Genomic DNA, 14445 nt, shown 5'->3' on the forward strand with positions numbered 1-14445 from the left:
GGTCGCAGCTCACGAGCGTGTCGATGTGCCGGCCGGAGTGCGCGTCACAACTCTCTCCAACTGATGCCGCTGCGTGCCAGTAACGCTTCAAAGGCGTGACCGGTTCGCAAGACTCTCGGCTTCCGGCACGAGCCATCCACACCCCGCATCGCATCCCCTTGCCGGAAGAAGTCCCGGCAACAGGCGCTCCAATCTGTCTTCGTTCAAGGAAATTAAATGAACCCCAGCAAACGCAAGATCTGCCAGGTCATGGCACTTGCTCTCTCCAGCGTGAGCGCCACGGCCGCTATGGCTGCCGGCCCCATCGTGCTAGGCGGCGGCTCGTCGCTCGTCGCGCCGCTGATGGGCAGCGTCAGCCAGCCCAACACGGAAATCGGCCTCTTCGGCACCAGCGAAGCCACCTTCACGTACTACGCGGTCGGCTCGGCTGCCGGCCAGAACGCGTTCCTGAGCAACGCGCCGTCGTTCTTCGGCTCCACCGTGACGGGCACGGTGGATTTCGCGGACAGCGACGCAGCCCTCTCCACGGCGCAGGTCACGAACTACAAGAGCAGCACGGTCGGCATGGCCAGCGGCCCGCTAATCCAGATTCCGTACGTCGTCACGCCGATCACGATCCCCCTCGTCAACGCGCCGGCCGTGACCAGCACGACGACGCCGCAGACTACTCCGAACCAGGCGCACAGCATTGCGCTGAACGACGACGACCTGTGCGGCATCTTCTCGGGCAAGCTCACGAACTGGAACCAGGTGACGAACCCCGAGACGGACGCCACGTACAGCCTGAACTTGCCGATCAGGGTGGTCTACGATGCGGTCGGCAGCGGCACGACCGAACTGCTGACGCGCCACCTGGCCGCGGTCTGCACGACCGCCAACACGGCCGGCGGCGTCACGTTCGTCGATTCTCTCACGTTCGCCAACATCTCCGCCTTCCCGAGCGGCGTGCCGTCGAACTTCGTCGCGGCCACGGGTAACGGCGGCGTGCGTTCCGCGCTGCTGACGATCCAAAGCTCGTCGGGTTCGCCGGCCGCCGTGGCTTACCTGAGCCCGGCTTATACGAATACGTTCCTGGCTCCGTCCAGTTCGTCGGCGTCGTCGCAGCTTCAGGTCGCGAGCCTTCGCAATGCGAGGAACTCGACGTACTACGCGCCGACGGCAGCCAATGCGACGATGGCGCTGGGTAGCATCGCGGCCCCGACGGGCCCTGCCGCGGCTGATCCGACGCAGTGGGCGCCCGTCTCTGGCGCCAACTACACGGCCCTGGCCAACCCGGCTTCGGGTTACCCCGTTTCGGGAATGAGCCAGATCATCCTGAGCCAGTGCTATGCGGATGCCAACGTGACGAAGGCCGTCCTGGACTTCCTGTACGACCACTACACGAACGCTACATTCGCGTCAGTCGTTCATGGAAACGGCTTCGATACGGTGCCGGCGAACTTCCAGACCGCGATCGTCGGCGACTTCCTGACGGCTAATCGCAACAAGCTAAACATCGGCAACCCAACGGTCTGCAGTGGCAAGGGTCGCTAGGCCCGCGGCATTTTCAGCGACTCCCGCAGGCAACCAGCACAGCGCCCCACGGAAGCTCCGTGGGGCGCGCCATTCTTTGTCTCAATGCCGGAACGGACCCATACCGCGCAAGCCATACCGCAACAACGGCGTGGCCCATCCCTCGCAATCAGATCTTCCCCAACCGCTCCCGCTCTTCCTGCGTCAAGCCCGAGCGTTGAGCCGGCGCCACTGGCCCGAATCCGACAACGGACACCGCGCTCGACGCGTCATACCCCACCTGCTCGCGCTTGCGCTTCCTGTCGTCGCCGGCGTCGCCGAAGCCTTCCACCTGCACCGAGATGGCCCAGCGCCGCTGGCCCACGCCGGACGCGTTGTTCTTCACGAGGTCCTGCGCCATCTGGCTCGCCGCGGATGCCGCCGAACTGGCCGCCGTCAGTGCGCCCGTATTCACGGCCTGCGTCACCGGCACGCCGAGCGACGTGCCCTGCACCTGGATGTTGTCCACGTTCGCCACGTGCAGCGCCGCCACGTTGAGGTTGCCCGACACGCGAATGCCGGCGTCGCCCGCATCCACCGTGCCGCGCGGCGCGATGAGGTTCGCGTTGCCCGGCGGCGCGCCCGGCACCGACTGCAACGTCGCGATGCCCGCGCCCGTCACCTCGCCGCGCGCATCCACGATGCAGTAATGGTTCGGGTCGCACGCGTATTGCGGCGCGGGCGTGTCGGCCGAGGTCTTCGCGCCCTTGCCCGCGTTGATGTCGCCGTTCGAACTCCAGATGGTCAGGTCGCCGCCCTGCTCCGTGAAGATCCGGCTCTGGGCGAGCAGCACGCTGCGGTCTGTGAAGATATCGATGTTGCCCTGCTCGAGCGTCAGAATGCCCATCATGCCGGGACCAACCACAACCGTGCCGTTAGAGACGATCTGCGGCGGCGCCGATGTGCTTCCCACAAGCGCTTGCCCGCCGGGACCGAGTATCGAGACGTTGCCGCCCTGCTGCGTCTGGATGGTGGTGTTCCGTATATCCAGATCGCCCGTGCTCGCGAGCTTGTTGGCGCCGTTACTGCCGCCCTCCAGGTTGTTTGCCGTGTAGCCGAACGACGCGGGGAACAGCGTGTTGATGGCCTGATAGCCGCGCGCGTATTTCCCGGCGTACGGGCTCGACGGATTGTTGTAGTCCTGCCCCACCTGGGTCAGCACGTTGAACAACACCTGTTCGGCAAATAACTGCTGGACATACGAGGGCAGCGCCTGGAACTGCTTCCAGGCCTCGCCGGCGGTGAGCGTGCCCACTGCGGCCTGAGCAGCCTGACGGTCTTTCTGGAGGCCCGTATCGATGCCCAGCCCGGCATCGTACTGTTCCATGAACGCGATGAGCGCCGGCGTCGCGCCAGGCACCCCGGCAACGGAGCTGGCCGGATCGATATAGGTCGAAACGAAATTCGCCAGCGCCACACCGGGTCCCACGCCGAACAGCACGTTGATGTTCGCGCTTTCGTGCGGAAGGTTCGGGTTGTTCGTGTTGCCTACGGCGTCGATGCCGGTAACCAGTCCGGTTCCACGCGGATACTGCGTCCCGAGAGCAGCGTACTCCTGCGCCTGGCTCGTCAGTGGACCGATGTTGCGTCCAGCCTCGACGTCAAACGTGCCAGGGCCGCCCAACACCAGCGCTGGGACGGCTCCGCCCCCGTTCGCCGGAATCGGCGTATCGAAAATGTCGCGTCCGGCGACGATGCGCGTCACGTCGGAGCTGCGCAGGTTCTGCCCCTGGAACGCGAGATTGACGATGTCCTGCCCCGCCTGGATCAGCGCGGGCTTGTCGACCGAAAGCGACACCAGTTGCGTATAGAAGCCCGACGTACCTAAAACGCCATTTACGATGCTGCCGTTCAGGCTATAGATGCGGGAGGGCTCCGTGTCCGAGGCATGCAACGGACTCACGGCGTGCGCACCCGGCTTTGCCTGCGGCTGCGTGGGCGAAGGCATCTGCGACGGGTCGGCGTCCGACATCACGAAATTGGCGGAAAGGGCGGCTCCCGTCAAAGCGGCTGCATTGGAAATGTTCACCGACTGGTTGCCGATCAGATTCAACTGACCCACCGCGGACGGGTACAGCGTGCCGCCTGACGCCACGTCGATGCCGCCGTCGAACGCGGTGAGGTTCACGCTGGCGGGCAACGTACCCTCCGCGCCCGTCAGCAGACCGCCAAGCGTGCCGAACTGGACGTCGCCTGTTGTCGAGAGCACGTTGACGGCGGAAGTCGCCGAGTAGCCCTGGCCATCCGCGTACTGCTTGTAGCCCAGCAGGGTGATGGAAGCGGTGGGGGATCCTCCCGGTTGATTGAAGGTACTCGCGTATGAAGGATCGAGGACCGCGCCGATATCGGCACCCTGGCGCGCCGTCACGTTGAACACACCGTCCTGGGCCGCCAATATTGTCGATACTGCGACAGCTGCCTGGTTGCTCTGCCGCGCGTTCACGCTGAAGTCCGATCCGATGCGCCCACCGGCCGTGATCGTTCCCGTGCCCTTCGCCACGAAGTAGTCGCCGCTCAGAATATTGCCGCCCGCGCTCACGCTCAGGTTGCCGCCGCCCACGGTAACGGGCGTCCCGGTCTGGTCGAGATACCAGGTGGTGGGCGACGACACAGCGAGGTCCGAGACGTTGCCACCCGCATGGACGGATACGTTGCCGCCTACGCTCATCACGCCCTGGTCGAACGCGCCGAAATTGATGGAAGTGCTACGCAGGAGCGTGCTCGGCGCGCCTGTAGCATCTGCCGTCGGGTTCGCGGACACCTCCATCCATTGCCACCAGAACTGGCTGATGTTGTTGCCCGCCTGGCCAGTGACCGAGCCGTTCGTGTCGGTCACGTACTCCATGCCGTTGACGTTGCCCTGTGCGTGGATCGTGATGTCGCCTGCCGAATCCGGCGTGACGGTGGGTGAGACCAGGATGTCCTGTGTGCCCCCGCCGCCCTGCACGACCGTCACAGTGGACCCCACGCTGGAATTGTTGCTTGTCGGCGCCCCGGCGGTGTAGATCGCTCCCGGAATGACGAGGGCGTTCGTATCGGCCGGTGTAGAGGCAGGCGCGTTCGTATCGAACAGCGACACGTTGTTGGCCGCGACCACGTCGATCGACCCGGTGCCTGTGCGGATCATGGTGGGCGTCACCAACGTGCGGCCGTTCGTGTCCACGTACTCGCTGTGTGCGTCGAGCGTCACGCTGCCGCCAGTGGTGTTGCCGAATACGGAGGCCGCTTGAACGGCGAGCGGGTCGGCGCTCGCCGTGTTGGCGCCTGCCACAAGCCGGAACGAGGTACTCGCCCCCCCCGTCAGCGATGCGGACAGAAGCGGAACGGGGTTCGCTGGCGTGGCGGTAGGCGACGGGGTGTTGTCGGTCGGTACCGGCTGAGGGATGCTCGATGCCGTGATCGGCGTTATGCCCAGCACGGCAGCTGGAGTAGCAGGCAAGCGAACTCCCAACGACAATTTGTTCGGGCCCAACTTCGCCGCCAGGTTCGAAATATAGGAAGTGTATTGCGCTAGATACTGGACGTACTGCACCGCATAACTGTCGAGGCCCGATTGAGTCGACGGCAAAGGTGGCGCGGGGGGGGCTGGCAACGCAACAGCCCAGTTCCTTTCTGCATAGAAGAGTTGGAGGTAGCTAAAGTGCGGATCTACGTTAAAGGGGCTCGCAACGTTGGCAGGAAGCGTCTGATCCAGAAACTTCGCATACGCCGAATACAGCGCGTAATACTCCTGCAACGCCTGCGGGTCGGCTGCCGTGATATCGGCAGGCCCCGAGACAAACCCCGAGATAGCGTAGTAGGCCAGCCCTGACCCCGCCGCGCCGGTTCCGGGGAACGAGCCACCCGCCGCGTTGTACTGGTACTTCGCTGCCGCGTACGTGCCGTACTGATCGATAGGCAGCACGGTAATGCTCCCGCCTGCCGCAATCGGATTAGCAATCTGGAAGAACCCGTCCGTGAGGCTCGCCTTGACCTTGACGTCGTTATCCGCACGGAACGTGATGATGGGCGCCTGACCATTGAACCGGAACGCCAGATTGCTCGCCGACGAGCCCGCCCCCAGGTTCCAGTTCGTCAGCACCAGAATGTCGCCGCCGTTGATGGCCGGACTCGGGTTGTCCAGTTCGATACCCGGCACCACACGCGTGTTCTGGATGCTCGTGCCTGCAAACGGATTGGCCAGCCCGTCCAACCCGTGCTCGACGAAGCCCATCAGCGTGCCTGGCACGGCAGCGGTCGCATCGCCGTTGGCATAGCCGTAGAACGTCTGGTGGGTGGTATTCGCGGTGCCCGGCGCGAAGTACATGCTGTCCAGCCCACCGAAACCCGTGAACGTGTCCGACTTCACGCCCGTGTAAAGCTGGCCGGCGTCCGTCAACTGATATTGCGCGCCTGTGGATGTGTTCGTGAGCGTGCCCAGGCCGTCGCCGTTCGAATCGGGCGTGAACGTGAAGCTTGCGCCATTCGAGCCCTGTGCCGTGAACGTGCCCGCAAGCAGATGGCCCTGGCTGTCGAACCATCCCGCCGGGTCCACTACGCTGTCGAAGTGTTGCGCGCCCGTTGTCGCGTCGGTCGTGCTCCACACGGCATACGCTTCGAGCGTGGTGGCGCGCGAGCCTACGATGCCGGCGCCGCTATTGAACGCCGAAGGCAACTGCACATTGACCGTGCCGTTCACGAGCAGCGGCGCGCGGAAGTTCACGGTGCCGCCCGACAGCCCGCCCGCCGTGCCGCCCGACACGTCGATCAACGCGCCGGCTCCCACCTTGATGAGGCCGGCGTTCGCCGGGTCGATGTTCTCGTAGCCGTAGGTCGTGTTGTACGGGTTCGCCGCAGCCGGATCGAATACCGCGCTCGTGTCGATATTGACCTTACCGCCGCGCTGGTTCGCATCCGACCCGCGCGCAATCAACGCCCCCTCCACATCCACCCCGCTACGCCCATACAGGTCGATCTCGCCGCCCGCCTTCCCTGACGCGTTGATCGTGCCAAGAATGTTCACGTTGCCGTTGGCCGTATCGCTCGCGTTGCCCGCGCCGCCATCGGCCGTGAGCGAGACCGTCTGCGCCGTCAGCGTATTGCCCGGTGAGAGCGTGAGGTTGCCGGCCTTCGTGCGTATCGCGATGGCGCTGTTCACGCCGCTCGAAGCGAGCGTCTGCGCGAGGCTGTCCAGGTTCGCGGCGCCGCCGGTGTTGAGCGAGAACGATCCGCCCGCGAAGCCGCTTGCCGCGCCGCCCCTGAGCGCGCCGTTCAGGTTCACCACCTGCTGCGGCGCGGAGAGCGTGAGGCTGCCCGCCGCGCCGCCGCCCTTCGCGCCGGAGAAGTCGAGCGTCGCGCCGGGTTGCACGTCCACCGTGCCCGCGTCGGCCGTGAGCGTGATGGTGCCGGCCGGTGCGTATTCAGTCACGTCGAAGAACTGCTTCGAAACGCCTGCGGAACTCACGGTCGAACCGCTGCCGATGGTGAGGTTGCCGCTCGTCGCTTCAAGGCTCACGTTGCCCGCGGGCGCGGCAATGGTCGCGCCGTTGTCCAGCACCGTGCCGCCCACGAAGCTCCACGCGCCGCCGACGGGCGTGCGCGTCAAGGCCGTGCCCGCCGCGTTGTTGAGGCTCAACACGCCGGTGGTTTTGATGGTGGCGGCCGAACTCGTATCCGCGAGATACACGGGCGCGTTGAGCGTAACGGGCAGCGCGCCGAAATCGAACGTGCCCGTGTTCTGGCCCGCGATGCCGGCCGTCGCGTTCATCGTGACGGCGCCGAAGCCGCTCACGTTCTTGTCGCCGGTGCCGAAGTCGATTTCCTTCGCGTTCACGGTCAGCGTGCCGGTGCCGGCTGTGGCCGCGGCGGAAGTCGCGCCGGTTTCGTTCGTGAAGGCAACCTGCTGGCCGTTGAGCACAGCGTTGCCGCCGTCGCTCGCGAACGTGCCTGCGCTCAAGTCCACGCTGTTGCCGAACGTCGCGTTCACGTTGCCGATGAAGCTGATCGCGCCCGCGCTGCGCAGAATGACCTGGTCCGCGTTGGCGAGCTGCGCGATGCCGGCCGGGTCTAGCACGAAGCCCGGCAGATTGGCTGCGGCGGCGCCCGTGCGGTCCGTGAACGTGATGGCCGAACCATCGGCCATGATGGCCTTCGCCGAAAGCACGGCCGTGGGGTCCACCTTGAGGTCGCCGGACGAATCGAGCGTGAGCGCCGCGCCGCCCGTCAGCGTCGCGCCTGCGCCTATCGTGAGGCTGCCGGTGCCCGTTGCGCCGGTGCGCGTGACCGTCGTCATCGCACCGTTGGAGACGCGCAGCAACGCGCCATCGCCCGCAATCGTGATTGGCGCATCCTTCGCGGCGGGATAGCTGCCCGACGCCGTGATCGCGCTGCCGGCATCGATGCGCAGGCCGTTCGCGGCGTTCGCGTCCGTGCCCGTGGCATCCGTTTTCGTGACGAGCAGAATTTCGGGACCGGAAAGCGCGTTGCTGCCGTTGTCCGACACCACCACGCTGTTCGCGATGGGGTTGATCGTGATGCCGCTCGTCGTCGCGGTGCGCGTGCCGCCGATCAGGAGGCTGCCTGCGTCGAGCGAATCGAGATCGGCCGCGCTGATCTGCAGGTAGCCTGGCAACGCGGCAGCCCCGTTGCCGGTGATCTGAATGTCCTGCGAAGCGATGTCCACTTCGGCCGGCGCGCCGCCCCGGCCCGCGGCCGTGTTGAGCGTGGCACCGAGCGCGAGCGCGTTGGTCGCGGCGAGCACGAGCTGCCCGCCGTCCACGGGCAGCGGCGGCGTGACGTTGCCCTTGCTCGCGGCAAGCGCCGGGAAGAACGTGTTGGCGCCCGTGAACGTGTACTGCGAATACTGCTGCCACACCGCGCCCGATTGCACGTTGAACACCGTAGGCGTGGCGCTGCGGCTGCCTGAGAGCGCGTCGGCGAAGTAGCCCGCGGTCACCACGGTTCCGTCGGCCAGCACCTTGCTCGCGCCCGGCGCGACGTTGCCGGCACTGCTCGATACCGTGACGCGATAGGCGCCCGGCAGCGTGGCGTACTTGCCCGGCAGCAGCGTATAGACGCCGGCCGCGAGGCCCGGCACGCCGGAGAGGTACACGGCCTGACCCACGGCGCTGCCCGTGCCGGCCTGGCCCACGCCGAGGCTCGTCGTCGTGGTGCCGGCCGTGCCGTTCGCGTTAGTGAGAGGCTGAAGCGTCTGCGCGAACACCGGGTCGTAAGCCGCGACCGGCGACTGGGCGCCCGGCACGATGGCGTACACGTTCGTCGCGCCCACGTTCACGGGCACCGCCGTACCCGCCGCACTGTTCGCGTAGCTGAGGTTGTATTGCGAGAGCACGTCGCGCGTACCGCCCGTGCCCGGCACCCACTCGGCGGCCTGCAGATCGCCGCCGCCCGAGAGGTCGATAGTCGCGCCTTTGTTCAACGCAATGCTGCCGCCGTTCACGCCGATGTATTTCGCGGGCGGCGCCGTGACGTCGGCCGTCGTGCTGTTGGCCACCGGGCTGAACTGCCACTCCACGCCGTCCACCGTCGCACCGTACGGAATCACCGTGTTGCCGTTCGATACCGAGGTGACGCTGCCGCCCGCGAACGTCACCGAATCCGTCGCGACGAGCGTCAGGCCGTTGAACTGCGTCTTCGTCGCGCTGTTCGAAGGGTCGCCCACGCCGAACACGAGCGTGCCCGACGGCGCACGCACCGTGCCGCCCTGCACGATGTCCGTTGCGTCCACGAGCAGCGTGCCGCCTGCCGAGAGCGGCACACCAGAGGTGCCGTTCGATTCGAACGTGATGGTGGTGGGCGCCGGACCCACCGCGTCGAGAATGAAGGTGGTGCCCGTCGCCGGATAGACGTCCGCGGCCTTGAACGTGAGATTGCCGGTGGTATAAAGCTGGCCCGCTTGCAGGGCGGTGTTAACGGAACTGGTCGAACTGAGCCGGATGTCGCCGCTGCTCGTGAAGTTGGCCTGCCCGACGTTGTTGAGCTGAACCTGGTTCTCGAGGTCGATGAACGACGCGTTCACGTTGAGCGTCGCGTCCGACAGCGCGCCGGCCGCAGGTGCCGTTGCGGGGTTGATGAGCGTGGGCCCCACCAGCGCCACATACGGCGCGTCGATCGTCACGGTCGAGCCGAGCGAAGCCGTCCCGCTCTGATTGCCCAACACCGAAGCGACCGTAGGCAACGTGTAGTTGCCCGACGAATCCGCGGTACTCGACTGCAACTGGCCAAGCTGGCTGTTGCTGAGCGCGACGATCTGGTTGGTATAGATCTGCACCGCCTTCGACACGGAAATGCCCACGTCGCCCACGAACGCGACGGGCACGGGCGAAGGCGACGTGCTGTCGCCCACGATGAAGGTCGAGAGGCCCGAGCCGGTCAGGCGGTCCGTGGCGAACTGAATCACGCCGGTGGGCCCCTTGGCGGCTGCGGTGCCGTTGCCGCCTCCCTGCAACACGCCCGCCACGTCCACAATGCTCTGGCCCGGCGCGAGCCCCGCAGGAACGAAGGTGCCGCTCTGCTGCAACACCAGGGCGCTGGCCGTGTTGCCTTCGGGCAGCAGCGTGAGCGTGCCGCCTTGCGCCTGGCTCGCGCCCGGCTGGGCCTTCAGCGTGCCGTCGAACATAAGGCCGCTCGATGCGGCCAGCGTGATGGAACCCGCGTCGCTCCAGACCGGCTGCGAAGCATACGTGCCGTTCGCCTGCAACTGGTCGAAGCTGGCGGCCGTGCCCGACACGTCGATCTTTGAACCCGCCTGGGCCACGATGTATCCCGAGTCGTCGGCAATCATCACGGAGCCGCCCGGCAGCACCTTGCCCGTGTTCGGCGTGACCGTGGTCTGTCCGTTCTTGACCGGCGCGGCGAGCGGATTGGTGAGCGCGACGCCCGACACGTCGAGCAATGCGTCGGGGCCGAGCCATACCGACTGGCTCGGGCTCGTGTAGCCGTTTGGCGGCGCGGCCTGTCCCGTCACGGTATGGAGCGCGCCCACCTTCGACTCCGCGCTCAACGTGATCGAACCGCCCGGCGCGATCAGCGAGCCGAGCACGGTGACCTGCACCGGCGACCCAAGCCCGATGCTCGCGCCCGCATCCGCCACGATCGAGGCACCCTGGCCCACGCTCACGGTGCCGACCGAACCGTCCGTCGTGGGAATCTGGACCGGTGGAACCGGGGTGCCTTGATTGAACAGGTTGTCGAAGACGGGCAGGTAGCCGCCGCCCGTCATCACGAGGCTCGTGGCCTGCCGGTGGTACGCGTCCAAGGTGCCGACGGTCGTGAGGCCGGCGCTCGACAGGTTCGTGCCGCTCGCGGCGCCTTGCAGCGCGACGGCATCGGGCACGGTGTTCTGCTGCGTGAGCCGCACGGTGGCGCCGGCGGCCACGGTGCTGTCGTACAGCGCATTGAGCACGTAGTTGCCGAAACCCTGGTTCGCGAAGAAGTCCGCGGGCAGCACCACGTCCCACGGATGCGCCGCGGAGGTGTCGCCGCCCACCTGGAACCCGGCCGCGCCCAGCGTGAGCGTGCCGCCGCCCGAAAAGCCGAAGCTCTTGATGGTGCCGTCCATGGCGAGGTACGGGTCGGCCGGCACCTGGGCCAGGTAGTTGTCGAACGTGACGAGCGACACGCTGCCGCCCTTGCCCGCGGCAATGCCGTTGTTCATGAGCAACTGGCCGTTGGCCTGCATCTCGCCGCCGCCCGAGACGTCGAGCACGCTGCCCGGCTGCAGATCGAGCCGGCCGCCCGCCGTCAGGCTGATGCTGCCGCCGTTGATGAACTCGCTGTTGCCGGGCGTCGTGTCCGGCGCGGTCTGCACGTCGTTGTTCACCCACTGCCCGGCCACATCGATGGTGCCGGTAGACGTGACCGTGATGCTGCCGCCGTTCGAAACAGTGACCTTGCCCGACGGAATAGAGACCTCGCCGGCAATCGTCGTGCTGCCCGGATGCGTGCCCGAAAACGAGAGCGAGCCGCCCGGCTGCAACGCGAGCGTCGTGCCTTTGGCCACGACAAAACCCTTGCCGTTCAGCTTGTCGCTCGCGATGTTGACGTTGGCGAAGCCGCCCGCGCTGAGCGTATCGGCCGGCAGCACCATCGTGGCGAGCAGGTTGTTCGGGTCGGTGGCCGACGTCGTGCCGAGCGTTGCGGCAGTGATCGGCGTGTCGATGGAGAAGCCGGGCACGAGACCGTTCAGTTGCGGCGCCGTGTTTTGCAGGATCACAAGGCTTGTTTCGCCCGAGGGCGCGGCCGCCGAATTGTTCAGTGTGAGCGCGATGACTTGCCCGCTCGTGGTGAGCTTCGGATCGACGGCCAGGTTGAACGTGCCGCCGGTTGGCAAGCTGTTGCCCTGCGTCTGTTTGGACCCGCCGAACGCCTGCGCGGAAATATCGCCGTCGAGCACGAGCGACTGCGCGGCGTAGACGTCCAGCGTGCCGGCGTTGCCGCCCACGATGAAGTCGGGCTCGTAGTAACCCGTGCCGCTTTGCAGCGGGTTGTACCAGGTCTTCGTGACCTGCCAGCGCGGGTGCGTTTCCGTGAACGCGCCGGCAATGCCCAGATACGTGTCGTAGGGATTGGCCTCGCCGATGGGCACGATGGCGCCGTTCGCGTCCACGAGCCGTGTCGTGTTGACCATGCCGCCGTCGTAGTGGACGTAGCCGCCGTTGAGGTTGATGGACGAACCCGTGGCCGTCATCACCTCGTTGCCCGTGAGCGTGACGGTGCCGCCGTTGGTGAGCAACTGGTCCACCGTGCGCGGAATCAGGTTCACGTACCCCGAGAGATTCAGGATGGGGCTGCCCACCCACTGCACGCCGTCGCTGCGCGTGCCCGTGAGCGTGCTGTCCACCACCACGTTCTTGAGGCCGAACAGAAAGCCGTCGCGCAGAAGCGGCGAGTCGGCCAGTTCGTTCTGGCCAAGACGCGGAACCGTAACGAGCGTCTGCGCGATGGGCAGCTCGACGTTGGCGAGCCCCGAGACGTCGATGATCGCGCCGCTGTCCAGATAGATGCGGCCCGGCACCGCGGTCTGCCCCGGCGGCGTGGCATAGCCCACCGCGGACTGCGTGAGCGCGTTGACGGAGACGCTCGAGCCCGGCGCCTCGATCAGCGAGCCGCCCTGGAACCAGACCGAGCCCGACGTCAGCGAGACGTTACCGGCCGTGAACACCGTGCCCGGCGTGGAGGTGGCGGTCTGGCCGTCGTTGTCGGGCATCACGGCGGTGACCGCATCGGGGCCGAAGCTCAGAAAGCCGGCGCGGTGCGCGCCCGTGAACACCCCGTCGCCCGTGGGAGCCGCCGAGCTGCCAGAGTAGGGCTTGCCCGTCGGGTCGTTGGACTCGAACTCGTCGATGGTCGAGATCGTGATGCTGCCCGGCGTGTTGACGCTCGTGGTCACGCCCACCACGCCGTTCTGCTGCACGCTGCTGCCCAGCAGGTTCACATTGCCGCGCGCGGCCTGAACGATGCCCGTGTTCGTCAGCGTGCCGGCGGGCGTGATGTCGATCGTCGAGCCATTCTGGACGGTGAAGATCTGGCCGCTCAGCTCGGGCAGCAGGATCTGCGGATTAGCCGTGACGCCCGACTTGTTCGGTTTGACGCTCACGCCCACGCCCGCAGCCAGCACCACTTGCCCGGCCGTCGCCGTGATGCTGCCCCCGTTCGTCACGTTGGGCGCCGCCACGATCACGAAGCCACCGTCGGTGACGGTGCCGTTCGTGTGCGTCGTGATGGACGCACCGGGCTCGATCGTCACGTCGCCCGGCGCCTGGTACGCCTGCCCCGTCGTGACCTGATTGCCCAAACCCAGAATCTCGTTGGGCGTTCCGGTCGAACCCTGCACGCCCGTCGAATTGCCCGACTCGGGATAAGCGAGCCCGCCCGTCGTCCCCGCCGAGAGACTCAGGAACTGCTTGTTGCTGGCGACGATGCCAGCGGCGCTTTGCACCAGTTCGTCTTTCGTATCGAGCAGGTTCAGCGACGACGCCACCAGCGAATGCACGTTCACCTGCGAGCCCGCTCCGAACAGAATGCCGTTGCGGTTGATGACGTACACCGAGCCCTGCGCGGTGATGTTGCCGAGAATCTGGCTGGGCCGCCCGCTCGGGTCTTCGATGCGGTTCAGCACCGCCCAGTTGTTCGCGCCGTTGGTCTGCGTGCCCGACGACTGATCGAAGTTGAGCGTGGTCTGCCGGCCCACGTTCATGGTCTGCCAGGTCAGCACGGCGTTCTGGCCGGTCTGCTTCACGTCCACGTTGACGTGGCCGCTGCTGTCCACGGTTTGCGTCGGCGCGTTGGCGTTGTACCAGAGCAGCGCGTTGTTCGGGTCGCTGCTCACGCCCGCCGCCACCTGAAGGCCGCCCGGCGTGAGACCGTTCGGCACGGTGGAGGTTGTCGCCGCGGCCGCTGCCGCGGCGCTCTGCTGCGCGGCGATCTGCGCCGCGATGGCCTGGGCCGCATGACCAAGATTGCGAATGGACGGCTGGCTCGCCTGCAATGCCTGCTGCGCCGAAACGCCCAGGTTCGGCACGCCTGCCCCCGTGCCACCCACACCGCCCGCGGCGTTGCGCACCGTGGCCTGCCCGAGGTTCACGATGCCCGCGGCATGCGCATGCGCCGTGAAGCCTGCGGCCAGCATCAGCGCCACCGCGCGGCACAGCGGCCGCACGTCGGACTTCAGGACCGTCTGCGAACCCTGCGGGTTATGTTCTCGTACGACGCGTGCGCGTGCTGCCATTCTTCACCCCGAAGCCTAAGAAGTGGGCGGCCCCGCCCGTCGCGTCCCTTCACGCCCATTCCGGCGCCACGCGAAGCCGCACCTGCGATTTACCCTGTTCCCCGATGACAGGCCGCGCATGCGTTGGGCATCGCGCCACCTGAATCAACAGAAAATACGAAGTCGCG

2 protein-coding genes are annotated in these 14445 nt (G+C 66.7%); one reads left to right on the forward strand and one right to left on the reverse strand.

Going from position 1 to position 14445, the window contains the following annotated elements:
- Window positions 1-216: 216 nt before the first annotated feature.
- Window positions 217-1533, forward strand: a complete 1317-nt coding sequence (locus PXJ20_RS23790) for a substrate-binding domain-containing protein (protein ID WP_421031900.1) — start codon at window positions 217-219, stop codon at window positions 1531-1533.
- A 148-nt stretch (window positions 1534-1681) separates the two neighbouring features.
- On the opposite strand, the gene PXJ20_RS23795 is transcribed toward PXJ20_RS23790, so the two are convergent.
- Window positions 1682-14278 (reverse strand): filamentous haemagglutinin family protein, encoded by a 12597-nt coding sequence (locus PXJ20_RS23795; RefSeq protein ID WP_421031899.1) that lies wholly within the window; start codon window positions 14276-14278, stop codon window positions 1682-1684.
- Window positions 14279-14445 lie beyond the last annotated feature (167 nt).

Source organism: Paraburkholderia sp. A1RI_3L (assembly GCF_048957895.1).
Taxonomy (GTDB): Bacteria; Pseudomonadota; Gammaproteobacteria; order Burkholderiales; family Burkholderiaceae; genus Paraburkholderia; species Paraburkholderia kururiensis.